Raw genomic sequence first — 26933 nt, 5'->3', positions numbered from 1 at the left:
TAAATAATATGAGTAGGGGAGATAAATTATATTTGTATCAAAAACATTTACTTCTATTCATCGGTAATTAAATTGTAATGCCTAAAATGAACAAAATAAAAATCATAATATTAAAGTAATAAGTAATTCAACAAGAATTTAGTGGTACTGATGTATATGATAAAAAGAAAATATAAATAAAATGAAAGTATCTAATTTTAATTCCATTAGCTATCGAGCATTATATATTTTAAACAAAAAAGATATATCGGAACTTACAGAAGAATTATTCTGATAGGTAAAAAAATAATTACTTTTGTTCTTGAATTAAATCCATCAGTATTTTTCATTATATTCAATTGTAAATATTTTCATCTTCTATTTATTACTTGTAATTAAAAAATAGCAACTACCCTCGTTAAGAAGAGCATTACAACAACACCCTACTAACGATGTAATGCATTACAAATTTTATTGACGTATTGTCTTTTTTAGTATATCGTGGAAAACGTACAGTAAGAACCTAGGGAAAAAGTGATGTACTCTTTACTCTTATAATTAATTAAGGAATTAATTTAATATGTAGGATGTTTCGGAAATTTAAATACGTTGTGTGTATAGAATATAATTCAATTTTACACACTGAAAAAATTAAAGAGGGAAACTAAAACACTTAACTAAACTTTTAATAGATATAAATGAAAGAATTAATTAATAAAATTGATTCTAAAAAATTTATTAAGAATGAGGTATCAGTTCAATATGTCTTTAACTATAAAAATTTCGATTTTACACAACTAGAACAATTACTGAATAGAATAAAACTTCTCAATAAAGACTTTACTTAATGAACAAAAAATAACTGTTGTGAAGTTAAAATAAATTTTGAATACACCCTTTTAAAAACAGAAAACAAATTACACAACTTAGGTGATCAATTATGAGTAGAACAAAAGAAGAAAGTATTTTAAATGCAATTATTAAAAGTACGGTTAAAGCTAGTGGTGAATCTGAAGATAGAATAGAAGAATTATCTTCTTATATGATCACATATATCAACACAGGAGCTCAATATGGCATGTCTGCTGAAGGATTTGTACGTTGGTATATAGAACAAGGTAAAGATTTTTAATATAAAAAAGAAAGCAATATATGCATATTTAGAATGAATATTGAAAATGAAAAGCTATTTTTAAGAGATATGATACAACATTATTATCATATCTCCCATAAAAATTCTCTCTACTTTAATAAAACAAAGGAGTTTTACGTGGAACAGATAATACGATTACAGAGCAAACAAAAAGCCGCTCTTAGTCAAATTGAATACTTAGAAAATAAATATATTGAAATAAACAAACAAATTAGTGCACTAGAAAAAAGACAAAAGGAACATGATTATAACTTACATGAATTATATTTCCAAAAAGGAAAAATTTATGCTGATTTAGAATTAATGAGACGTGTGCCAAAATATGAAGATTAATTCTCTACGGAGAATGTTTTTGAGAATAAATATATTAAAGGAGTTTTACATAATGAAAACAGTCCATAAAGTTAATAAAACATTTTTCCATGTTCTAATTAATCCATTAGGAAATGGTGATTCATATATTATTGAATCTGAAATCCTAAACATTCAGAATAACCTAGTACAAGCAAAATTCTTATTTGATGTTTTTGAAAATACAACTATGCACTATACACTTGAATTACAACCATCTATTATACACAATACACCCGAAGAAGCCTTTCAATTTTTATTAAGTAACCATTTTGATAAGTTGACTGACGGTAACCTATGGTTATTTGCAACAAGCTTTAGGGGGGGCGTAGAAATAAACTTCAAAGAAATGGTAGCTATGGTCAAAAGCATCCCTGGATTAGAACAAATCGATTTAGAAACGATGTTAGATGAGATAAAATCCAAGTCTATTGAACCCAAAGAAGATGCACAACAAATATGTGATTCATTAAAAACGAAACAAGGCAACACACAATATAATTCAGATTCTAGCGAACAAAAAATATATTCCGCTGCTCAATTATTAGATCTACCATTAGGAGAGATAGCACTTGGCGTATCTGGTCCATTAAAAGATTCTTGTGTGACAAAAAATGAAAATGGTCATTTTATGCTTTTTGATAAAGCTTTCCAAAATACCTATCCATTGCATTTTGGAACTGATGTACTTCAATCTCATTTTGTAATTATGCAAAGGAATAAAAAATTTAAAAGAGCTACCTTAAGAGATGCATTAGCTTGTTACAAAGATGGCGGTAAAATAAAAATTAGCTACAAAAATACAGAACGATTTATCAAGCGTGGAGATAGCTTATATGAAAGCATCTTCCATACAATAGGAAGCGAACAAACGATAGTTAATAATAATAGCATTATGTTTTCTTTAGATGAACTATTATCGGCCCAATTTTATATTTTAAGTGAATAGGCAAGAGATTCAAATTCTTGCCTTTTTACCTGTATAAATCTACTTTGTAGATATTAGATAATATTTAAAGAAAACTTCTTATAAGAATAGCACGTACCAATCTAATCCACAGTACAGTGCCAGATTGATTAAAAAAATAAACTGGAATAAGAGTATATAAGTTTAGGGAATACTATAACAATAAATATCAGCTATAGAATCATTACACGGTTATAATCATTTAAATATTGCATAGTTCTTAGAACATACATGGAATTTTTTTAAGACATACTAAAAACTATGTACAAGTGAAAAAATATCACCAAATTCGCAAAGCTTTACTACATTGATTCTAATTATTTTTTTATTGAATCTACAAATTGATAAATCTATTTCAGAGTATCATTCTTGATAAACACCCCTTAATGTAATGCCTTGCAAACATTATTTTAGTATGCTAAACTTAGGGAAAGACATAGATTACACAAGAAAATAGAAACCTGATAAAGCATATTGGAAAACACACGAGTTTTTATTTAGTTTTTACTACATTATCCTAAATAACTATAACTATTCATTCAAATTAGTAAGAATCCTCACATCTTACAAAAAGAATGGGGCGTTCTTTTTGATTAAATTTAAAAATATCATCGTGCTAAACAATCTTCTCGTTAATATTTTAGTATATAAACACATTATTTCACAAAATCCAGTACAGGGACTATTTTATGTATTACACAATATATACCAAAACAAGAAGGGATTGAACTAAACATGGATGTTCAAAAATTAAGGAAATACGTTATACACTCCTCCGAATTATTCTATATAGATAGATTATCTAGAAATAGAGCCATTATAGCTAAGAAAATGATTGATAACTTTGTTAGCACTATTTATGTTTCAGTTCCACACAAAATAGTACAAAACCATATGCGATACTTACATATTAAAGAATATAATATCTTTAAAGACTTAATAACCATAATTTTAAGATTGATAGATTTAAAAAAGGTATGTGAATTGTCTATGGGTACTTTTACACTCAATACGAAAGATTTAAAGGAACTTATTAAATGAGAAATATCTTAGTTTTTCCTGACGGTACTGAACAAGACTTTTTGTATCCTGATAATCGAGTTATTTTTGTAGGCGAAAAGCTACAAGTCCAAATGCAATGCAATTCAGTTCATATATTAGAAATATATAACATTCAACATACAGATAAAATAATTTATTACCACTTAAAATACTAAATCTGATCCAATCTATGGGATATTTTTGAATATAATATAATTTATTATGATGGAGGTACTTACAATGCATAACAGTTATAACGGTTATAACAACTTCAATCAACAACAAAATAATTACCAAACTCGACCTAATGGTAATTTCTCAAGTCAACAACAAAATAATAGTGGATATAGAAATAATGGTGCAGATAATCATGTCAAAATACAGGTAGTTGCGCGTTTAGTAAAGGACCCTGAATCCAAACCTGTAAATAACTCAAAAGTTGCCAGCTCAAAAGTTGTTATAAATCATCGTGGTGGTGAGAAAGCAGATTTTTGGTTTATAGAAGTTTGGGGAAATGAGAATTCAGATGGTTATTATAAATTTCTACTAAACCATTGCCCAAAAGGACGCAAAGTATTTATTGAAGGTATTCCTGAATTGCGACAAACGAAAAACACTGACGGAACATACACTTATTATCCAACCATTAAAGTTACAAATCTTATCGGATTAGATGGTGGAAATTTAGATAATCAACAACCCACAGGTCAATTTAAACAACAAACTCAAGGTGTAGACTTTCAACCACAACATAGTGGCTTCCAACCCAATCATCAAAATTATGTTGCAAACCAAACTAGACAACAGCCACAACAAGGAGGGGGCCTATCAAATATTCCTATTCATTCAGGATTCTTACCCCAGCAACAAACTTCAGTACGAGTAGGTGCTCCAGCGAGTATACAAGAAAATATCGGATTTCCTGCAATTGCACAACAATAATGAACTATAGAGAATGGATCTTTTTTTATGGTATTAAACATTTATTTATTAGCCGGAGTAATTTAATTGAAGGTTCAAGCAGAAATAGTGAAATCCAAACATAGTATGATATCTACTCATTTTGTACCATTTTTTTATGATAGTTAACCATACATACTATAATGTTAAAAAATTAAAGTATTTAGTTAGCCCTGATACCAATTATATTAAAATTTATAAGAGTGGTGATAAATAATGTCAAGAAATAGATTAAATCCAACACATTCATTAGGACAATTTATTTATGGGATATACGATTATCATCATGATCGTGGTATGCCTCAAAAAACAGCTAAGGCTCGTATGATTGATAATACTCTAGAAGCATGTTTTAAAATTATAAAAAGAGAAGAAGAGATTCCAGATCAAATGCTTGTACTAATGGCTCAATGGATTTCACGTGTTCTAAATGATCGAGGTACTTTTATTACAAAAGAAGTAACAGCTAAGCAGATAGAAGATGAAACAGCATTCAAGGCATTAAAAGATTTAAAAGATGTAAAGAATGCATTAGATATATTTATTCAGAACTACACAGGTTGGAACAATACAAAAAATAATGAAAACAACTACATGGAAAGTCGCAATAAGTGAAAAATGTAATGAGTAACCTAGATATCTTAACTATTTTAAATAAAAAATCGGATTCCATCACTATCCTTACTTTTGATGGTGATAGCATTATTAAAATTCAATCTATATCTACAAGGATTCCTTTATTGGTTAAATATACAAATTATATTTAACCAATATGAACATCATCTATTGAGTAAAACTGTAATTTGTTTAATCCCTATTGAGCATTGTATTAGATCGCATAAAAAATCTGATAATTCGACCAAATGATTATTTGTTCTAAATATTTGCAGCCTTGTTTTATGAACAAGGCTGCAAAAGGGCAGTACAGTATAAAGGAGTTCTTAATATGAATACACTAAAAGTAGATTATACAATGAAACAGACAGCAAGAATATTAGGTGTACATAGGGATACACTGATGTATTGGGAAACAAATCATCTAATTCCTATAGCACGAAGAAATCCAAAAAATAATTATCGCATATACACTATTGAAGAGATTATAAAGATAGCTAATATTAGAGGAATAGATGTTGTAAATAATGAAGTAATTGAGAAAAAATATAGACAAATATAATTATAAGATTTTATATTGTACATTTTCCCATCAAATGTTATTTATCTATTTAAACCTGTATCGTTATACTAACAGGAGATATTTAAATATACAGCAAAATATAACGATTTTTAGAGCATTTGCTAGTATCTTTCATCATTCTTCAAAAAACTAAACGCTGATAGAAGTAAAATTATTGATATTATGTTATATTAATTATTGTTATCGACTTTATGTGTAGTACATTACATATTTAAAAGATATACACGAGGAAAAAGGAGATGTTTTAAAGAATGATGAATATTGACGAGGTATTATCAATGCTAACAGAAAATGAAAAAAAAATTTTTAATTATATTAAAGCTACAGCCGGTAAGCAAGGCGGTTCGGTAAAAGCATCTATGAGCAAAATGGGAGAAGCTACAGGACTTAGTGAAGCTACTGCACACAGAGCGATTAAGAAATTGCGTAAGTTAGGTATTATCGGTATTGTTCCATCATTAGAAAAAGCTGAATCCAATGAAATTGTATACTATGGTTCTTCTGTTGATGAATCTCAACAAATTATGGATATTATGAAACAAGCTGGTCAATTAACATCTGGATTAAATAGGCTTGAATCCGTATTAAAAGGAAAAGAAGAATCACTTGAAAAAGTTCAAAGGGAGAAGGCTCAATTAGAACAGCAAATTGAGAAATTACAAAAAGAGTTAGCTGCTGTTCGTGCGCAACAGTCTGGAATAGATTCAAATAAAATCATTTCAAGTCAGCCATTAGGTGATGGAACAACCGCTTATATAGTTAAAGACTAAGAAAGGGTTGTGAGTGTTTTAATGTGGGCTAATATGAAAGATCAAAATGATACTATCGTTGAAAAAGTTTTTACTTTTTTTCAAAATGATCAACCATCTAGTTTAGAAGGGAAGAAAATCATTGAAATATTATCTCAGCAGATCTCAGCTAATCCTGGGTCTGCTGAAGATATTATAGATAAACTCGCAATTAAATTTGCTGATAAACTTGAAATATTATGTGATCATTATGAATAAACGTTATTTTTATCCTTTTAAATTGCTTTTTAAATTCATTATTAATAATATACAGTTATAACAATTACACGGAAAGATTTTATCATTAAACGCTCGAAATGAACGTTGTCTGCTTGAAATTTATTAATTTTTATATAAAATTATTACATATTAATAAAAAACTTATAATGGATCCAGCGAGAAAAGAAAAGGATAGTCAATGAATAAAAGATTATCTAACAAAAAGTATACACTTTATTGAAAGTGTATACTTTTTGTGATTTCCATTTAAAATTTCCAGACTATTTATACTCAATTATACTTTTTGCAGAAAAATATAATTGAGTATAATGCTTTATTGTAGTACGTTACAAAAACCAAAAATAAAACTAGATTTTTCAGATTGAATTCTTGAAGAATTATTTTAATGATGATTACTATAATCTGGGCCATGAACTTGCATAACATTACGAACATTACCTGACGCTGTATTATCTAACTCAAGGATACGGATAACCCTAAATTACTATTTTCAATGCCTTTATATTAAACCAACCGGAATGCATTTCTTTACATATTGTAAATCATAATTAAAAATAATTTGATTCCCAGTGACACAAGGTTTGAAAGTCCTACATCACTGATGAATTTTATATCCTGATAAAGGACCTTTAAAAATTCAATTTAACTAAAGCATAGTAAAAAATAGAAAAGAAATATAAAAGAGCAATCCTACGATATACAAAGACGTATATCCCATGTAAGAAAATAAATAAATTAAATGATTAGGAGTACAAAACAGAATGAAGCAAATACTACAAGAAATAAAAAAAGTACCTATCGAAATATATCCTTTTTTCGAAGCACCTAATAGATATAAGTCACTAAGTCTTATGGATGGGAACGAACAATTTATTATTATTGGTACTAAAGGATATTCAGATCAAGTTGAAAGTATTGCAAAAAATGTAGGATTTACTTACCAAATGATACAATTTAATGGTGCAGATCAAAATGAACTAAAATCTATCGCTATTACATATTACAAATAAGAAAGGAAGAGTTTAGGGACATAACACTATCAACTGTTGAACAAACAAATTTAAATACATTTAAGATACTAAATGCCCAACAATATGAGGCAGTGAACGTACTTATGGTCCTATTTTAACTTTAACAGGATGGGAAGTAGTAAAAAGTTCTTCACAACTCGTAGATATCAAACGGGGGCATGCAATTGACTCAATAAAAATTATGACAATTGATGTATCAAAAGAATTAGCGTTTCCTATTATATTTTAGTTGGTATAAAGTGATATTCTCTTCTCGGAAAATCCCAGGAGAAAAGCAAGAGAATTAGATATACAGCCCAAAGAATAAAATAAGATGGCATACAAATGAGGTATAATCCTTCACGATTTCTTGAAGAAATACCAGAAAAATATGGAGAAATTCACATACTTTCTCCATATTTTTTTGTTTTTTTAAGAGTTTCTTGCATTCTTTAACACATACGGATTATTATGATTGTAAGGAACTTTTTTCTTAAAGGAGATGTTTTATATGGCTAGACCATTGCAAAATAAAGTGAATCGTGATGAATTATATAAAGAGGTTGTCAGAGAAATAGAATTGTCCCCTAATGGAGAAGCTGAGATATCCTCTTCAAATTTAGCTGATAAATTTGGGGTTCAAGGTCCCACAATGGACTATCACTTAAGTGTTTTAGTTAAAGATGGCTCTCTACTTCTTTTAAATAGAAGAGGCAAATATAATAAAAAAATATTTACATTACCTTCAACTAACGTATCAGCAGAAAAGAAAGATACTAATCAAACAAATATTCATATTCCATTTAAATCTAAGAAATCAGAAGAAAAATTTCAAGAATTTATTCAAAACCACTTAAAGAATAAAGAGAGTTCTACTGAATCAAAGATGAGTGAAATTCATCCAGCTGATAAAGATAAACAAGAAGTTCTAATATCTGAATCAGATTTAGTTACAGATATAAATAATGTTTTTACTACTAAACAAACTAGCGAGGAAAAAGAAAGTAAAAAAGTTAATGATTTACAAGAAATTAAACAGATTATACCTGATAATGCAATCAATACTACTAATTTTCAAGTAAAAGAACTAACATTAGATGAAAAAATAGAACAATTCCTAAATAAAACGAATCAAGTTCATACTGCTGAAAAGTTATTGAGTCATCAAGATAAAGAAATTATTTCAGTTATGAATGAAACGATTCAACAAAATATTGTTTATTTAAAAGATTTATCTGAGCAATTAACTACTGTTGAAAATAAGCAGCTGATTCAACATTTAATTGATGATCGTAACAGAATGAATAAAGAAGTAGAAAAACTGCAGAGAGAACTAGAAGAGACTAGAAAACAATCTCAACAAAATTTAGAAAAATACGAAATAGATCCAAATAGAGTACGCTTTATGCAACAAATGATTTTTGATACATTAGATAACTATGTAAATCAACCTAACCATGCATTAGCATTAGGAAGAACTAATTTTAGAAATAAAATATCAAAAGAGATTAACGATTTAGTTAAATATACTTTACATTTAGAAAAATAAGTATTAAAGAGCTTTGAGTATTATTCTCGAGCTCTTTATTATATTTAAAAAATGTAAAGTACATATATTAGTTTCCTCTTTAAAAAGTTTTAAATCCAATAGATATCAAGTGACACGCACTGCCTTTAATATTACAGATGGAAAATATAAAAATAAATGTGGGACTACATAATATCATTATAACTCCCTGAAATACTAAAGATAATATAAATGAACGTCTATCAATTACTTGCGAGCTACCTTTTTCCAATAAACCCCTACGAAAATTTTATATTTGCAAATTCAATAATAGCTAATAAGTATTAAAATTCTTAAACCTAATTATATAATAATTAGCCAGACATTATTTTATCCCTATTAACTTTTGATTAAAAAGGATAAAACAAGTACATATAAAAATACTGATTTCCGATTCACTTTCATCTATAAATATAATTTTTTCAAGAATGAATAAAGATAAGTATTTTCATAAGAAATACTTTTTATAAAAATTGTCAAACCTCATCTTTTACTGTATAATAATCCTATAAAAAGATAAATAGGGGGTTATTTTATGAGTAGCGCAAAAGATCGAATGAGAAATATACATAGACAAGGAAATACTAATTTAACTACACCGCCACCTGTAAAAATTGATAAGGCTCCTCCAAAAATTATTCAGCAAACTCAAGGAGAGACCACTGCAACAGTTGTAGAAGACATTGAAGAAGTAAATCTTAAGCAAGCATATGACAATATTATAGACGATATGGAAGCAAGCATTGTCCTTAGACCTAAAAAGCATATTGTAATAGATGGACGAAAAATCCCCAAAAAAGTAGCTTTATTTGCCCGAGAAGAAGGAATTGTAAATGGTTCTTATGGAAGCAAACGACTTCAAACAAGTTTTGATTGCGCAAACAAAGAAGTTCATCAATGGGCAAAAAGTTTTACTACTGAAAATCAATTTAACGGTGGCTGCTCTATTACGAAATCAGATTTAATAGAAATATGCTTAGATACCTTTTTCTATGACTTAGGTTTAGAACCTATTGGATATGAATCTTATGAAGAATTAAGAGAAGATATCTGGAGAAAGATGAAAGAATTTAAAGATAAATAGAAGATTTTTGTGATTCTTCTATTTACCTTTAAATATTAATTATAATAGATTAAAATACTACTGATTTAAATACTATAAAATCACAAATTAATAATTTTTATCAATTATTAATTCGCTTTAATAAATAAAAAGGAAGACATTTATATAAAAATACCCTCAAATTAAGTACAGTATAGCCATTTTGAGCTACTGAATGTATCCTACGAATGAAATTTATGAAAGTAGTGATGCCTACTAGACTGATTATGATTCAAAACCAATCCTGATATCCCTATACATCATATATTTCCTCTACAAATTATAAATAGTATAAATAAAATATATTATTAGACAAAACAATAATATATATAATATAATTTTAGCATTATTCAAACGGTATCTAAATAAATTATTCCTAATTTCTTCAAACATTCACTTCCAAATACAATTGTAATGCATTACAATTGTATTTGGAAGTGAACGTTTTTGTATTATAACGTAGGTTTCGTATACCAAAAACTATAAAAAATGAATCTAACATTATTTTATTTTCAGTTTTACTTGATGACCAATCTTTCTCACGAATCCTATATTAAATCTGGTAACATTAATCCTACTTATAGTGTACTAATAATGAAAACTACATAAAATTATTTGAGGGGGAATAACCTATGAGCATGGAATACATTTCGAAAGCAATTTTTATTACAAATACTTTTGCACAAGCCCATCCGCAAGAGCACATTAATTTATGGATACAATTCGAAAAAGAAGTTCCTTACTCCAAAAGATCTGGAGCATTTGGTACAGATAATTTAGCCTATGTTAAGTGGCTAAAAATACAAAAGAATCCTGCTGTAAAACAATTCTTAACACAAAACATTATGGAATTGTCACTTTGATAAGAGGCTACTAAAAAACCAGATACTCCTTTATCTCTTAGATAAGTTACATCATTAATTAAAGAGTAAATACCATAAGTAAAATAACATACTACAGTAAGAAACTGCAATTAAAACACTATAAGCAATAAATAATGCAAGACGAGTTACACATATTCATTACAGTAATTAAACCGTTCTAATTCTTAGATCATTAAGATAATCAAAATAAGATCTATTTATACAGCTGCTTGAAAATATTTATGAGGAATGATATTAGCAATAATTATTAACTTAATTCAGTATAAAGTACATTAATATATCAACTCATAAAATACAGAACTAATTAAATTAAGCACTGAGAAAAAGATCAATTATTTTAAAGGTTATTCTTTATAATTTCTATACTAAACTAAAAAGCAATTTATTTTATTTATTAGGAGCAGTGATATCTATGCACAAATACCGTTATGCTATAATTTGGTTAAATAAAATAGGAGAAGAGCAGATTAAATATGTTATTACTGAAAGAGAACGAAATACTATTATACAAGATCTAGCTAATGATGGCTATTCACCCGTTTGGAGAACAGTTGAATTATTTCTCAAAAAAGGTCCTCTTATTTAAGAATCTTTTTATGAAATTTAATCTATATCCCAAATTAATTAGCCACTATGTATTAATCCCAACATATTTGGAATGTTATCCATTTGCATAATTTTAAATAACCATAAACCCAACTTTAATTATGTAAAAATTACACATCTAATAAAATCCTTTTCTTTGTTTACATATAATAAAGAAAAGGATTTTTATATTGAATTAAATTATATAGTTATTCAATATAAATTACTTTTTATTTGTACATATAAATTTCAACTAAAAAGAGATCCTCTGTAATAGAGAATCTCTTTTAGGAAAATCATATATAATTCATATGACATATGTTCTGTTTCTTCATTATAATCTCTTTGTACAATTCATGCAATTATTAAAATGGATGAGCTTGAAGTAATGAAAGTATTTTTACAAATATACAACTGTTTTTACTTAATTCTACTTATATGCAAACCTTTTTATAGATAGCTCTATTCACAAGAGAAGAGAAACTATATCAATTGGAAGACACTTGTATTTGTATACAAATACAATGCAGCGAAAAAGAAATTTCGTAAACCTAAAATCTACTAATTAAAAGAGTGCAATTTACTATGTATCTTATGTATCCGGTAAGTTTTACGACATCAAAGATAAAGCAATTGATTTGAGTAACCCTGTAAACGAAGTCAAGGATCGCTATTCTCATAACCATGGATACTATTATGAAACAAAACTTGAATCATTGGGTGATACAGCTTTGGAAATAGTTTTGAAAGAGATTCACAACAAAGCTCTGAAAAAAGCCTCTACAGATGATACTCCAAATTCAAAAGAGAAAACAATGACTTATGTTAATAAGAGTAAATTCTTTAGAATAAAATTCAAAAAGTTTAATCAATTCAAAATAAATGAAGAATGACTCAATGAGCTTGCAAAGAAGTCCATCTGCTCAACAAGACGATCGAAAGGGAGATTTCCTTTGAGTTTTTATATTTACTTTTATGTATATAATTAATAGGGAAGATATACATTTTTTGTAGCATGCTATAATTTCTTATTTCGTCTCAAAATACAAGATTACTTTTTGTTTTGAGATTAAACATTTTCATAAGAAATACTTTTTACATTAATACAAAATAATGTTTTATAATCAATATATTTTTACATAATTATATATAGTTTTTTCACTTATACATAACTTATATTTATACTTAATATCTCATAATTATAAGTTATGTAGTCTATTTGAGATGGTTTTTTTTTACATTTTATGACTACCGATAAGATTTCTTATGTAAACTAATTAAAAGTAAGTAGAAAAAAACAGTAAAACCCTCCTGTTCATCAGGAAGGTTTTTTTGTCTTATGCACACTTTATAAGTGAAACTGATCTTATGAATTGAAATGAATGTCGCATGTTATAACCTATAACATGCGACTAATCAGAGCGTCCTCTGATGTATCGATACTTTATCATTATACTAAAAATACGACTAGATATCAATTTGAATATCATATGTAACTGACGTAGCATAATTCTCGTAAAAAAATAACTCCACATCATAATTTACTATATTTTCATGGTTTTAATATAGCTCCCCTTTATTATGATTAGATTTGGTACATAAATGTTTAAACTTAGAATGAAGGCATTATTTTTTTGCTATCTATTGGTTTAATGTTTCTGTTACTAGCTTAAGAAAGTTCTTCATAAAAGCTTGAATAATCAATATAGTTTTAATTTCATTAAAATTATTGTTTTCTTCTATTAAAATAGGGTGCTTAAAAGCAGTGAATTATCCACTACTTCGTAGTTCTTACGGGTTTAGTTAAAGTAGTGATTTTTCGACTAGTCGTTGCTTTTCGTTAAAAAATCCATTCTCGAATAATTAACCATAGCTTTTTTCCAAAGGCTATTTTATCAAAAATTATAAGCATCTAATATGTTGTATGGATTCCTTTCTGATGTTGAATAACTTCTTTATATTTTCGATTTATTATCAATCCATAAAAATACCTAGTGTACTTATCTTATTTCATTGTTATCTCAAGCTCTCATCTCTTAAAACTAATTATATCAAAGTCAAAATTCATCCTCAATTTATTGTTGAATGATTATCCTTTATATACTTGAGGGGAAAGAATTTTCTAGAATAGTACATTTAATTTATGTATAGATGCTATTCTAATGTTACATTTTCATCAATAAATAATATACTATAGGTTTAGCTCTATCTAATTTTAAATATGATATTTATGAGGATATATCATATCTAGGAAATATGTCGTATCGTTTAAGAGACATACTTATTTTTAAAATAAATGCCATTGAAAATGTTCTGTCTATACTTAGGATACGTCAGGGATTAGTCCCTAATTTAGGATGCTTAAAATCTTTTACCATTAGCTACTAGATATCCTTCCGAACCAAATAAAAATTGTACAAAAGGCATTAAAATAAAAAATAATATTTAGCTTCATTTACCTATCTACTGTTTTAACTTCAATGACTAATGTACAATCCTCCTTTGGAGGCACTGAAGGCTCCAGGCTTGATCAAATATATACCTAAAGACCATCTTATATATAATAAATAACAGTGTAAAATAGATTGATTTTTCTTTTCCTTATTTAAGGCTATTATTTCTTATTAGAGAAACTCCCTCTATGCAAAAATCTTGATAATTCGTTATAGTGATTGCACTCATTTTCATTGAGTTCATTAACTGTTAACTCCTTCACCGAACCGTCTATATAGACTCCTACAGGTATATAATCATTATTCTTTCCTTTAATTCCTATTGCAATTCGAATCATGTAATCCTCCTTGATGAATTTTAATATTATCTATATATAAATACGACATTTTGTATTGTGTTTTCATTTTCCCTAACAAGGTAAACTTATATTATAGGCGCACACCTCTATAATAATAACCTTGTCATCTACTTATATTAAACTCTCCCTTGTTACTCAGTATCTGCCATAATTTCCTCATCATATGTAATTAAAATCTCTTCAATTCTTTCTAAGCTGGTTTCTAAGATTTGTTCTACCATGATAAGTTGTTGAGTTGTTTGAAATAAAGTAGACATGTAAAAAATTCCCCTTTCGAAAATCGAACTTACGTTCTTATGTGAATTTATTATAATCCAATATCCTTATTTAGTCAATTTAATTGCCAAATTTATTATAACAGTATGAACAATTAATCAGTGCAATATATTATTAAAAGAATATATATAATTTTTTTGTAATTAATTAAAATATTTATAATATAGAAATATTTTAACGCTTATATGTTTTTTTCTTCCCTTACTAAAAATTGTATTTTTAAAACTACAATAATAGATAACCCATTTCTTCAATCTAAATAACACTAATTTGAAGTTGTATCGAACTCCCTTAATATATTAGCTCATATATCTTTACCTTTTTATGGTAATTTTAAGTTTTCTATGAAGAATGGATGCTTTTAGTGTTTTGGTCAAAAATCATTGTTTATTTTGTTAAAGAAAATTTCTTCATTTAACTATTCACTCTTTATATTTAATAATAAAAAAATATGATTAAATTCTTTTTGATTCGGTATCAAAATTTGACGGGGGTCCGCCAAATTTTGATAGGCGAGTTTTCACCCATCAAAATTTGATGGGCGATTTTCTGGGGATAAACGCATTCTGCTGTTGATAAATAATAAAAAAATTTATTATTTTAGGGTATCAAAATTTGATAGGCGAGGGTATCAAATTTTGATAGGCTGGTTGTAAAAAAATGGATATACGGGTATCAAATTCTGATAGGCGGCGTATCAAATTTTGATGGGCAAGGGTATCAGAATTTGATACGCCGATAACAACGGGGTCATCCATTAAGTATAAATGATGTGAATGTTCCGATAATTTTTATGATGAGTATGTAGAGATGAACTCTCTTACACGAATAGTTTTAACTACTTAAATTAGTGCATAATAATAAAAGACGAGATGCTGGAAACATCCCGTCTGATATATAAATTCTACCGTTAGGTGGTAGGTTGCAAAAAGTTTATTTTCGTTTTGAATTACATTTATTACGTTTGGCTGACGTGGAGGTGGCTCTTTTACGTTGATTACTGCCTTTTACAAGCTTATTTGCATAAGCAGTTACAAAAGTTGTTATGAATACTGTTACGAATAATTTCGTAGCATTCTGCTATATTTGTAGTGAAAATCCATATCGGTTACAACTCCTTTTTCCCTTGAGATCAGAGAAAGAAAGGATACAATCTCCCACCACACGTCTTCAGTTACTAGTTCTATTATACTATCCCCTTCAGTAATCGAGTTGAAAATAGTTAGAATAAAGAAATGAAATTTGGCTATAAAAAAAGAAGAGTGAAATCTCACTCTTCTCCTGTTTGTACATCTGCTACTTCCATGTAGTCAAAAACAAGTGTATGAATATCTTCATCAAAATGCGTACATTCTTGTAAAGATTCAATAATTAACTCTTTATAATGTGATGCTAACCAGTCTGCAGCGAACTTAGTTCGACTATATATACAGAAATGGTTTCCATTTTCAAGGAATATGCTCCCTTTAAACCACGTTTCAAATGATGGCTTAGAAACGTTCTTTGTATGTTGAATGATCTCTAATACTTTCATCCAGGTATCAATATCTTTTTCAGAACGTGATTTTCTAATTTCTCTTGTTTTTAGGAATTCACTCTTCTGAATATGCATTGGAGATATAGGTTTCTTTCTAAGCTCTCCACTCTCTGTTAGATCATCATAGATTTGAGAGTAATCAGTTTCCGCATTGAATTCAGGAATCTCTTCAAAGTTTTCTACTAATCTATTCATGAATTTTTCATGGTGCTCTTTTAGGTTTTCAGGCAATTTATTAATCAAGTCCTGTGATAGGAAGGGAACCTTTTTTCTTACCTTATAAAGCGGACTTTCATCCATTTTGTTATTTTTCTGGCTCTGCACTAAAAACTTATAAACAAAGCCATAGTCTTCAAGTATTTTCAGATACTTTTTAACTGTATTTGCACTTTTCCCCATTTTTTGTGCCAATAGTGGCAAGTCAGGGAAACACCAGTTTTTATCACCATAACAATGACGCAATAAGTGTCCGTATAATGCTAATCCTTCTGCTTGTATGTAATGCCCCCAAAAATCATACACATATTCATGGATCATTACAATATGACCATGCATATATGGTAATGGTTGGCCAAGGCGATCTAAGTTGAATTTACGAACATCGTTCTCTGTAAAATATACTCGATCCAATATCGGCGTAAAATATGTTTGCGGCTGCCCTTTTACTATTCTTACCTTCTCAGCGACTCTACCAGTGTCAATATTTCGGTAGTAAAGTAGCTTTCCGGTGCGCCCTTTTAAGTTTAGCTTCTGCTCCTGAAAATCACTCACTTTTTTCTCCTCCCATTGCGTTGACAATGACAGAGAATTTCCGTTATACTATCATTACATATGTGATAAAGCTCACCTTTATTTGGTGAATTACGGTAACTCTCTACCAGAACCCTTTCGCTCCCAACGAAAAGGTTCTTTTTTTATGTCAGCATGTATTATTTTTTCAAAGATCTCTTTTGGTGCACAAAAAAACGCACTCTATTTTTAGGTGCGACTAAACAAACATTAACATGAGGATAGACTTCACCTAATAGGCATAGCAGTCCCCCTGCTAGTGTATGTAATCGCATTTCCATTTTAGCATAAATTACTACAAACTGTGAAGACATAATTTTACAAGCTTTGCTAAAAAACAATACTTGTATCCTATTGTTTCATTTGTTATAATTATCTTAATTAAATTAATAGATGTAATCGCAAGCAACCCCTTGTCATTTTTGGCAGGGGGTTGCTTTATTAAGTTAGAAAAAAGATCTTTTTAGGCTCTTTATTTTTCTTCTTTTTCATCATTTAATATACTACTATGCATTTTTAATGCTCTATCAGTTGTGAAATATATATTCACTAATAGTAAGCCAATACTAGTGATTAGTAAACATATAAACAATGTTGTGACTGATTCAACCGTGTTTTGAAAAAGGAGCATAAATAGTGATATTAATAATACACTAGAAAAGAAAAAGTTAGAGTTACTAAAAAACTTGATGCTTTTCATTTTCCTTTCCTCCCTTTCATTTTTTAAAATATTTATTTTCATGTAGATATCTAATTTAATTAATCCGTATAATGTAATTGCATAAATGAATACTTTTGTGGATGTAATTAAAGTAAAGATTTCGCAATCTGTTCCTATATTTATTAACATGAACACAAATGTGATTATTGAAATAATGATATAAAGATAATTTAAATCTTTATTCCCTTTGTTATATTTATTCATCACTTATTCCCTTTTCTTTTTAGTTAGTGAGCCAATTTTTTTACCGATCATCTATAGCATTCTTTAGATTGTATGAATTGATAGTCTGTTGTGATTCTGAATAATATAATCGTAGCGCTAATTTGTTTTCTTGTTTCGAGTAATACGTTCTGGTCGTATTTTTAGTCAATTTGGATGTTTTGCTAAAAAAACCCTTAAGTAAAAAAATATTTGATGAGATGATTAAAATTGAACTGTTTATTTTAATGTTCCATTATTATTGTTCTTCTTTTTTGGTTTCATGAATTTGTTCATTAACTGCTTCTAAAATTGTATAATGGCAACTAAGTATTGCATTTAGCATTTCTTGAATATTTAATTGGTAATTATCTGTAATTCCTCGGATTTCTTTCCACATTTCTTCTCCTGCTTTACTGGATTGTTTTAATTCTTCTTCTGAAATAGTGGCCTGTATCATACCTAAAAGTGCCTGTGTTTGTGCCAAATATTTTTCCATGGAGCATCTCCTTTTTGGTTATTTAACTAATATGGTACGGTGTTATAGGTAAAAGGAATGACAAGCATATATGCAAACAATGCACAGGAAGTGCATGAAACATTCAAATTATAATCTCCTTTTATCAAAATAAGTAGGCGAATACGTTAGAAAAAAGCCTTTAAGTGTTTATTTTTATTTGTTAATTTGCTCAATTAATTTACGTTTTGTTTCTGGGCCGTAGATTCCATCAGCATTACTGCAATAAACAGATTGGAAACGATATACAGCATTCACTGTTTTGTCTCCATAAAATCCATCACAACCATAGTTAGGTGCACTTTTATCAGGATAGAAATATACACTTGTTAATGCTTTTTGTACAGCTCGAACGGATTCCCCACTAGACCCTTTTTTTAATACTCCATCTGGAAGAGTACTACTTGAATCAGAAGATGGTATAGCGGAATTATTTCTATAAGGAATAAAGTTAACAAATTCAGAATCCGCTGTACAGAATTGGTTTGAGCCACCAAGATTATACCAGTCTCCTTGTTTGTAAAAGACCGCCCACTCTGTTCCATGATCTAATAATTTTAAAGTAATGCCATCCATACCAGGACGATCACGAAGTCTTACTGCCGTTGCTGTAATTACAACTTTACCAATAGGTTCACCGCTGCCGCCTGTTGGTGGTTGGGGTTTAGAAATCGTAACATCTTCACCACCGTTAATGCAGCTATTATATTCACGAACGATATCTTTTAAAAGTTGAGAGTAGCTTCTCCCCATTGTACGAAGACCTTGGCTAGGATCAACTTTTCGTGTTGGATCTAAAATTTCATGTCCCGTAATGGAGTTAGCTGGATTAAGACCAAACTTGTAACAAGCATAAGCGAGCACCCAAATATAACGCTTATACGCTTCTTCCCCATTAATTTTCCCACCAAAACATAACTCAACGCCACCAGCATAATCATTAGCATCTCCACCAAATAATTGATTATCTTTTGTTACATTATAGAGTACATGCCATGCCTTTTCAGGAGTTCCTGTTAAGAATGGAATACATTCAATGATTCGCTTGTCGTCTACAAATATATGTGCAGATGCTGACATCTCATTGCGGCTATTCTCATAATATGTAACATTGTTTTGCGCTGTAGATGTAGGATTTCCTGTATCATGTGCAACCATGAATTTAACACCAGGCATCTTAATACCAGAGCGACGTTTTGTTTTAGATGTTAAGTATTGTTTTTCGATTTCGTATTTCATTTTAAAACCCATAATGAACACCATCTTCCTTTAATTTTTTAAGCAACTCCTGAGCTACCAAAACTGCTATCTTTTTTCTAGTTCTACTAGATTATCTACCAGTTTCATAGCAGCAACACCGTTTGCTTTTCTTTTTAATAGAGTTCTAAATGCATCAAGAATTGTAGAAAGGAATCCTTTATTAGGCTTAGCGAGCAGTGATACAACTAATTGTGCAATACGATTTCCCGATTCAATATGGAGTGTTTCATTACCAAGGTTAAATATGTTGGCTTGTATTTCTCCTATATAACCTATATCGATTGTTCCATAAGTAGCCATTACCCTATTTTTCTTAGTAAGGTCACTACGAGGACGCAAATCTTCAGTATGATGTATTGAAATATTGATACCAAGACTTAATGGAATACAAGCCCTTTTACCGGGCTTAATAATAATAGATTTATCAATTTTCGAGCAAGATAATCAAATCCAGCGTTACTTGGATATTTTCGTTGTAGGACAAAGTTTTTACCTGTTGTTTCTATTAGTTTTACGGGCAGATTTCCCTTTAATTCTAGCTCTCCATTTACTTTTGTTTGATAATCTAATTATGTTAGTGTTAGCTCCATAATCCCCTTCTACCTTCCATGTAATGCATTACATATATTATATCATAAAATCTTCATTTCTTCTTGAATAGAATTTTCCTCAAATGTTATTTCAGCTATTAATGTTCGTTAAAATAATAATCTTCGTATGAATGTAAGAATAATTGTTTACTTTCTACACAATAACGATTGAATTTAAGAAAGCAATTAGCATCTTCATAATAGTTTTGTTCAACATCAAATCCCAGTAATTAATCATAATTATATTATGTAAATAAGATTCGATTAACAATGTTAAGGGGACTTTTTTGGTGAAAAATTCTAGCTGGTTGCATTGTTGCTAGAATTTGAACGTGGGTATGAATCATTTACTTTTTCAACTGCAATAGAATTACAAGTCACAACATATTGTAAACCTCCAATTCTAAACATTCCTGCACGTTTAGACGACACAAGCCAGTGTAGCCTCTTTTGTTCTGCTGTTTGGTTTTTTATTTCTTTATTACGGTACGTGAAATTTTAGCATTTAGGTGTGGTGTTATTTGTTGTTTTTAGTTCGCCTCTATTTTTCCAAGTAGTATGCTCCTTTTCCTACCATATCTATACAACTCATGATTTCTAGTAAGGGCGATCTTCATACTTATACTTCCACCAACACTTAAAATCTTTTATGAAAGTTTTTCGCTTCAATGATCGAACAGTAACATGAAATAGATGTTTTATATACGAATTCATATGTGCCCCTTCTTATACCAGCATTTCAACTTCATACATATCAACAAGTAGTTTGAAAAAAATTAGCTGTAAACTTATCTCTGCTCTTTTCTCCTTTGATTGTTATCTTATTACCTAGCCTTAGCGTTTGTTGGTACTTCTCCATTAGATAACCCCATACTGTCACCATGATTACTTCTTCTTGAGTCTCTAATGAAAGTGTATAGTGCGTTTTTCCAGTACGAGCTTTCCAACTTTCTACTGAACGAATAACTCCAGTAAATTGAGCACTCTTACCTTCTTCTAACTTCTCCCATCTGGATTTGACTGTAATACTTACACCAAAACATTCTTTTTCAAAATCAACAATGTCACCCTTGTTAGTTGTTTTTGGAATATGTTCATATTCTTCATTACGAAACTGCATGTAATTTCGTAATAAGAGATTTCGATTTTTACTTAGATTATCAAAAGAACCAGACTTTATTAATGCAGTAACTTTAGTCTTATTCACTTTTGACCCATCAACTCTTAATAACATATCCTCAACAGATTTATAGGGGCGGTTCTGCATAATTTCATCTACAGTTTCACCACTTACACCTGCTATACTAGATAACCCATAGCGTATTTCGTTTGATTTATTAATGGTTTCTGTTGTAAATCCAGCAAATGAATTAGCCAAAAATATACCTTTTGTTTCAGTCTTGATAGGTGCCCATCCTGCCATAGATTCATTGATATCTGGGGGAAGGATAGTAATGCCCATCTCTTCACACTCTTTCATGTAATAGATGTTTTTAGGCTTCTTATTCTTATCTTTCTTTCTTTCTGAGAAGGTTAACAGCGCTGACATAAATTCAACAGGATAGTAGCATTTTAACCAAGCTGTAACGACAGATAGCAATGCATATGCAGCTGAATGTGCTTTATTAAAGCAATAGTTACCAAACTTAATCCAATCAATTTTTATTTGAAGTAGAGTTTGTTCATCGAATCCACGATTAATTGCTCCCTCTACATATGGCTGTTTTGCATAATCATAATCAACCCAAAGGGTAGGCTTCCCTTCAGCATCTTTGGGATATTGTAAAACAAGTTCAGCATGCCTTTTCTTATATTCTTCACTTCCATAAATCATTAAATCTATCCATCTATTCATCAAATCGTGCTTTTTCTTTGATACACCTTTTCGAATCATATCACTCTGCCCTAGTGTCAATCCTCCTAGCACCCTAGAAGCCTGCATTATTTGTTCCTGATAAACCCAAACACCATAGGTTTCTTGCAAAACTGGCTCTAAAGCACTGAATGGATATTTTAATTCTTCCCTGCCCCACTTACGAGCAACGTATGTAGGAATTAGATCTAACGGCCCAGGACGGCCCAGTGCAACAATTACCGAAATATCTTCAAATGAGTTGGGTTTCATTTCAGAAATAATCTTTTTGAATAAATCAGACTCACATTGGAAAATCCCAGATAAATTTAATGCATTATATACTCGCTCAAATACAAGAGGATCGTTAATATCAATATCTCGGTAGATATTCATTTTCCCCCATAAGCCTGCAAACTCCAAGGTTTTCTTTACTATATCAAGTGTCTCTACTTTAAGTACATCAAATTTTACAAGGAGTTTTTCAATCCAAACCATATCATATTGAGTAGTTTCAATCCCTTCACTATCAGTGCGAAGTGGTGTAACTTTTGTAATTGGTTCAGGAGAAAGAACAATCCCTCCAGCATGAACACCCACTTGTGAAACATGACCTTCTAAAGCAAGCATCGCTTCCCACCACTTAGGATACATTTGAGCATATTGCTGTACCATTGATTCTTCAGCATACGCCTCTTTTAATGTAATACCTGGTCGTGAGGGAATCGCTTTTGCAAAAGCATCTTGAGTCGCTGTATCCAATCCAAGTGTTTTCCCTGTACGACGACATACAGCTCTAGCTGCTAATGTACCTTTGGTCCCGATTTGTGCAACCTTATCAATTCCATATTTTTGTTTCAGATAATTTAAGACAAATCGAGTTCCTTCATAACTATAATCTACATCAAGATCAGGATATCCGGCACGTTCAGGATTTAAGAAACGTTCAAATAATAGATTATATTTAATAGGGTCTAACCAAGTGATTTTTAAGCATCGACATACAAGTGAACCTGCTCCAGAACCACGTCCTGGTCCTACTAGAAAACCAGCCTTTACAGCGGCATCAATCATATCTTCTTCTATTAAGAAATAATCTTGGAATCCTTCAGAACAGATAACATCTAATTCATATTGCAGTCTCTTGGAATATGAATTCACATCAATACCATCTGTTAAAGCCATTTCAAACAAGCCATCCCAAGCCTTTTTTCTTAATAAATCTTCGACTGTTTCTGAGCCATCCACAATAAAATTAGGAAATAATGGTTCTTTCGGTAAAGTAACATTTACCTTATTCGCAATTCTCATGGTATTTTTCCATGCTTCAATATCATTACATTTTACTAACATCTCTTCTTCTGTTTTCATCCAGAATTCATGTGCATATACAAGTCTATTCTCATCATTAATGCACTTTCCAATAGAGGAGGTTACCAAAATATCATGTATTTCATTATCTTCTTTATTTGCGTAATGCACATCTGTTGTTAATATTTTAGGTGTATTTGTTTCTGCAGCAAGTTGATCAATTACAGCATTAACGTAAATTTGTTTAGGAATTTCAGTAGCTTGCTTTTCCAGGTAAAATTCATGAAATGTATCTTTACATTCATGAATATGTTCTTTTGCTTCTTCAATGCGTCCTGCCAACACCAATTGACTAAAATAACTCCCAAGACAAGCAGACGTAGCAATAATGTTATTACCAAGACCCCTATCACGGATATAAGCCAAATCAGTCCGAGGATCAGAATAGAAACCATTGATATGAGCATCCGATACAATTGCATATAAATCTTCCAATCCCTTATTATTTATTGCTAGAAGGACCATATGAAAGTTCCCATGATCTATATAGTCGAAAATATCCTTTTTGAATGAATCAATTTTATACTTTGATATTTTTGATGATGGAGAGACGAACTGATTTTCTAAATCAATTTCACAGGTTGAAAATAAATCTAAAGTTTTTTCTGTCCGCTTTCCTATAGACATTAAATAATCTTTTAAAATTATATGAACTTTTTCCTCAAAAACTTTCATATCTTTGGCTACTTTACGAATAAAGTCATGAAGAACTTTCAGTTTTGGTTTTCCCTTTTTATCAATTAGCATATATTTTTCGCACAATTTAATCCGCTTTTCTACCATGTCTTCATTTTTAATTAAACGATTTTTTGTAGTATATACTTCACAACCTGGAATCGGTTTAATTCCATTTGCTAAACATTCTGTTATGAAATCTGGTATTGCACTGCATACGCCATGATCGGTAATACCTAGGGCAGTCATTCCACTAGATTTTGCTTTAGCGACTAGATGCTTTACATTAGATAGGCCCTCTAGTACACTTTCTTCGCTATGAACATGTAAATGACATCCTCTGCACATGCTTTGTCTCCCTCATTTTTAATTACTGATTTCCTACCTCAACAGACTTTTCTATTAATTTTCCTGCCATTCGTTTTGACTGTTTCACTTCAGTCTCGCGAATGCGATTCATAATTGTGGATGTCTGAACAGCAGAAGCTGTAAAAATTAAACCTGTATTAGATGACTGCGTGATAATACTTCTTGTTTTCTTTCCCTGTGTTAAATCTAAAAAACGCCCTGCTTCTTTTGCGTGCTGTAATGAACGTTTAATTGGTGAAGAATCAGGTCGATTTACTGTTAAAATTTTACCAGCATCCACATAATTTGAAAATCCGATATCTACAAAATGAATATTGTTGTTCATAAGTAATGTCCCATCCTTTGATAAAATTGATATATTTCATATAAGAATCAACCAATTATTTAGTTCTTAATCTAGAGGATAAATTAGTGTCAAACTCCAGCGTTGTAAAAATGCCACCATGTGTCTCTTCTTGAATAATATTAAGAATTGGTTAATATTTTTAAACTGCATGTATAACTCTAAAAGAATTATAGTACCTTTAAAGAGCTTATAATATACTGGTTTTCCATATTATTTTACTATAAGAATGTAAATCACATCAAAAACATTTACAATAACTTAGTATTGTTTTAGTGAAGTTAAATAGACTTTTCTTTCTAAGTTCAGATAAAATGTAAATTGATTTGTATACCATTCTTTAGTTCAAGTATCGTTAAAGGCACTATTTAATTCTGCAAGATAATTTTCACTACTATAAAGTCAGATTTAGGCATTAACACACCTACTCCTATCTTCTATTTTAACTGTTTTCTAGCATAAGACTATTTTCAAAAAATCTTATTAATAGATTATCCAACATGTTAATTTGAATCATCTTCCTATCCATCATTTCAATTGTTAAGGACCCTATTTTCTTCTTAAATAAATTCATTTTATTCTATACTGTGAATTAATTAGGACTCTCATATTTTTAGTTGCAACCATCCTTTTCATGTAATGCATTTCACTATCGATTATACAATAAGAATAATAAGGTAACAAGACAAAACATAAGAAAGATTAAGAAACTTCAAGTTTCTCTTTAATTTCTTTTAAATTTTCTTCATTACATGCTGTAATTGAATCAAACCATTTATATGGTATAAAAATGGTATCTATTCTTATAAGCTCTTCCTGAAAATCTGCATTGCCTAATTTCATATCTTCTATATAAATTCCATAATGCTTATTCTTACTTGAACATATAAGGGCTACTAAAGGCGTTTCTAATATTTCTAATAAGTTCTTGCTTGCATTCTTAGACATTTTAATTCTCCTTTACTTAACATATCTTGTAATTGCATCTGAATTCTTTTTCTAATTCGATGAATAGACTTTGAATGATACGGAATCATTCTTGCGATTTCTTTGTCGGTATATCCTTCATAATAGTATTTTGCAAGAATATAGCGCTCATGACTTTTTAGTTTATTAAAAGGGAATTGCGATACATCTCCATGGACCCAACTTGGATGATTAAGTTCTGATCCTGTAGACATTTCAATTTCTAATATACTAGGGTTTTTACTTTCTAACTTATTAAGTGTTTCCTCTAAACCCTTTTCATTATTTTGATCTGTATAATTATTTTGATAAATCATATCTTTATGATCAAGTAAATCTTGATTCATACTATCGATCAGTCTTTTTAGATTAAATTTATAAGAAACATATATGTATTTTTTAAATGAGCTCCCTTGTGGCTTATAATGACGAGCACACAGTAAGAATGGTATCAATAGCTCAGCTCTTAATTCATCTTTCGTATGATTACGAAACACCCATTTTAAATAATTTAATGCTTTATAGGCTTGTTTAATTGATTCTTGTGAATAGAACCCCCCATCCTTCAAATTTTTTATAATACCCTTATTATTAATATAACAAGCTAGAAAACAGCGAATGTCATAGTTTTTAAAATTAATCACATCTTTCGTTAGTAAGGTGTAATACTTATTGAGAAAATTTTCATATTCTTTTACGAGTGGTTCAGATATACCTGTTTGTTGATATAATAAAACTTGTTTATCCTGTGCTGTAATAGTTCCCATTTATTGTTACTCCTTATCTACTAGGCGCCCCATTAAATTCTTTCATTGCTTTATATCTTACA

Annotated in this window: 25 protein-coding genes; 14 read left to right on the top strand and 11 right to left on the bottom strand. The window is 29.6% G+C overall.

Annotated features, from left to right (window positions below):
• The first annotated feature begins 919 nt into the window (after positions 1–919).
• The 14 genes from BCG9842_RS28960 to BCG9842_RS31145 all read left to right on the top strand — a co-directional run bounded on the left by BCG9842_RS28960 (position 920) and on the right by BCG9842_RS31145 (position 12718).
• Entirely contained in the window at positions 920–1111 is a 192-nt protein-coding gene (locus tag BCG9842_RS28960) for a hypothetical protein (RefSeq protein WP_000091719.1), read from the top strand.
• 138 nt (positions 1112–1249) lie between these two features.
• A complete protein-coding gene (locus BCG9842_RS28955) occupies positions 1250–1465 on the top strand; it encodes a hypothetical protein (RefSeq protein ID WP_000435029.1) in 216 nt (71 codons plus the stop codon).
• A gap of 52 nt (positions 1466–1517) precedes the next feature.
• Complete coding sequence (locus tag BCG9842_RS28950) at positions 1518–2432, top strand: hypothetical protein (RefSeq protein WP_000859468.1); 915 nt, start codon at positions 1518–1520, stop codon at positions 2430–2432.
• Positions 2433–3731: 1299 nt separating this feature from the next.
• Positions 3732–4433 (top strand): single-stranded DNA-binding protein, encoded by a 702-nt coding sequence (locus tag BCG9842_RS28935; RefSeq protein WP_000552022.1) that lies wholly within the window; start codon positions 3732–3734, stop codon positions 4431–4433.
• A gap of 234 nt (positions 4434–4667) precedes the next feature.
• Positions 4668–5066 (top strand): hypothetical protein, encoded by a 399-nt coding sequence (locus tag BCG9842_RS28930; RefSeq protein ID WP_000089357.1) that lies wholly within the window; start codon positions 4668–4670, stop codon positions 5064–5066.
• A 331-nt stretch (positions 5067–5397) separates the two neighbouring features.
• Positions 5398–5628: a MerR family transcriptional regulator gene (locus BCG9842_RS28925; protein WP_001094255.1), complete on the top strand. Its 231-nt coding sequence runs from the start codon at positions 5398–5400 to the stop codon at positions 5626–5628.
• Positions 5629–5900: 272 nt separating this feature from the next.
• Positions 5901–6419, top strand: a complete 519-nt coding sequence (locus BCG9842_RS28920) for a helix-turn-helix domain-containing protein (protein WP_000980976.1) — start codon at positions 5901–5903, stop codon at positions 6417–6419.
• A 33-nt stretch (positions 6420–6452) separates the two neighbouring features.
• Positions 6453–6656, top strand: coding sequence for a hypothetical protein (locus tag BCG9842_RS28915; RefSeq protein ID WP_231740123.1), 204 nt, complete (start codon positions 6453–6455; stop codon positions 6654–6656).
• Between the two features lie 782 nt (positions 6657–7438).
• Complete coding sequence (locus tag BCG9842_RS28910) at positions 7439–7687, top strand: hypothetical protein (RefSeq protein ID WP_000809628.1); 249 nt, start codon at positions 7439–7441, stop codon at positions 7685–7687.
• A 511-nt stretch (positions 7688–8198) separates the two neighbouring features.
• Positions 8199–9236: a helix-turn-helix transcriptional regulator gene (locus BCG9842_RS28905; protein WP_012614838.1), complete on the top strand. Its 1038-nt coding sequence runs from the start codon at positions 8199–8201 to the stop codon at positions 9234–9236.
• 553 nt (positions 9237–9789) lie between these two features.
• Positions 9790–10338 (top strand): hypothetical protein, encoded by a 549-nt coding sequence (locus tag BCG9842_RS28900; RefSeq protein WP_000092891.1) that lies wholly within the window; start codon positions 9790–9792, stop codon positions 10336–10338.
• A gap of 650 nt (positions 10339–10988) precedes the next feature.
• Positions 10989–11219, top strand: a complete 231-nt coding sequence (locus tag BCG9842_RS28895) for a hypothetical protein (protein WP_000061604.1) — start codon at positions 10989–10991, stop codon at positions 11217–11219.
• A gap of 433 nt (positions 11220–11652) precedes the next feature.
• Positions 11653–11826 (top strand): hypothetical protein, encoded by a 174-nt coding sequence (locus BCG9842_RS31515; protein WP_012614829.1) that lies wholly within the window; start codon positions 11653–11655, stop codon positions 11824–11826.
• A 637-nt stretch (positions 11827–12463) separates the two neighbouring features.
• Complete coding sequence (locus BCG9842_RS31145) at positions 12464–12718, top strand: hypothetical protein (RefSeq protein ID WP_141526689.1); 255 nt, start codon at positions 12464–12466, stop codon at positions 12716–12718.
• A gap of 1721 nt (positions 12719–14439) precedes the next feature.
• On the opposite strand, the gene BCG9842_RS31510 is transcribed toward BCG9842_RS31145, so the two are convergent.
• From BCG9842_RS31510 to BCG9842_RS28845, 11 genes are all read right to left on the bottom strand, one after another.
• Positions 14440–14616, bottom strand: a complete 177-nt coding sequence (locus BCG9842_RS31510; protein WP_012614842.1) for a hypothetical protein — start codon at positions 14614–14616, stop codon at positions 14440–14442.
• Between the two features lie 152 nt (positions 14617–14768).
• Positions 14769–14894 carry a hypothetical protein gene (locus BCG9842_RS31855; RefSeq protein ID WP_012614840.1) on the bottom strand — a complete coding sequence of 42 codons (126 nt, stop codon included), beginning with the start codon at positions 14892–14894 and terminating at the stop codon, positions 14769–14771.
• Positions 14895–16183: 1289 nt separating this feature from the next.
• A complete protein-coding gene (locus BCG9842_RS28885) occupies positions 16184–17221 on the bottom strand; it encodes a helix-turn-helix domain-containing protein (RefSeq protein WP_012614848.1) in 1038 nt (345 codons plus the stop codon).
• 490 nt (positions 17222–17711) lie between these two features.
• Positions 17712–17939, bottom strand: coding sequence for a hypothetical protein (locus tag BCG9842_RS31140; RefSeq protein WP_141526688.1), 228 nt, complete (start codon positions 17937–17939; stop codon positions 17712–17714).
• Between the two features lie 481 nt (positions 17940–18420).
• Entirely contained in the window at positions 18421–18660 is a 240-nt protein-coding gene (locus BCG9842_RS28875; RefSeq protein ID WP_000417402.1) for a hypothetical protein, read from the bottom strand.
• Between the two features lie 174 nt (positions 18661–18834).
• Positions 18835–19929 carry a peptidoglycan recognition protein family protein gene (locus tag BCG9842_RS28870; protein ID WP_000505941.1) on the bottom strand — a complete coding sequence of 365 codons (1095 nt, stop codon included), beginning with the start codon at positions 19927–19929 and terminating at the stop codon, positions 18835–18837.
• Between the two features lie 54 nt (positions 19930–19983).
• Positions 19984–20352 (bottom strand): dCTP deaminase domain-containing protein, encoded by a 369-nt coding sequence (locus BCG9842_RS29005; protein ID WP_396129919.1) that lies wholly within the window; start codon positions 20350–20352, stop codon positions 19984–19986.
• Positions 20353–21282: 930 nt separating this feature from the next.
• Positions 21283–24774 (bottom strand): DNA polymerase III subunit alpha, encoded by a 3492-nt coding sequence (gene dnaE / locus BCG9842_RS28860; protein WP_000336775.1) that lies wholly within the window; start codon positions 24772–24774, stop codon positions 21283–21285.
• Positions 24775–24796: 22 nt separating this feature from the next.
• The gene (locus tag BCG9842_RS28855; protein ID WP_001063509.1) at positions 24797–25120 is read right to left on the bottom strand and encodes an extracellular matrix/biofilm biosynthesis regulator RemA family protein; all 324 of its coding nucleotides are present in this window, start codon (positions 25118–25120) and stop codon (positions 24797–24799) included.
• Between the two features lie 720 nt (positions 25121–25840).
• Complete coding sequence (locus BCG9842_RS28850) at positions 25841–26086, bottom strand: hypothetical protein (protein ID WP_000041513.1); 246 nt, start codon at positions 26084–26086, stop codon at positions 25841–25843.
• Positions 26056–26871 carry a hypothetical protein gene (locus BCG9842_RS28845; protein WP_000536764.1) on the bottom strand — a complete coding sequence of 272 codons (816 nt, stop codon included), beginning with the start codon at positions 26869–26871 and terminating at the stop codon, positions 26056–26058. Before BCG9842_RS28845 ends, BCG9842_RS28850 begins: the two co-directional genes overlap by 31 nt.
• Between the last annotated feature and the right edge of the window lie 62 nt (positions 26872–26933).

Source organism: Bacillus cereus G9842 (genome assembly GCF_000021305.1).
GTDB classification, from domain to species: Bacteria; Bacillota; Bacilli; order Bacillales; family Bacillaceae_G; genus Bacillus_A; species Bacillus_A thuringiensis_S.
The sequence above is the reverse complement of the archived record's forward strand: the minus strand, read 5'-3'. Positions and strand labels throughout refer to the sequence as shown.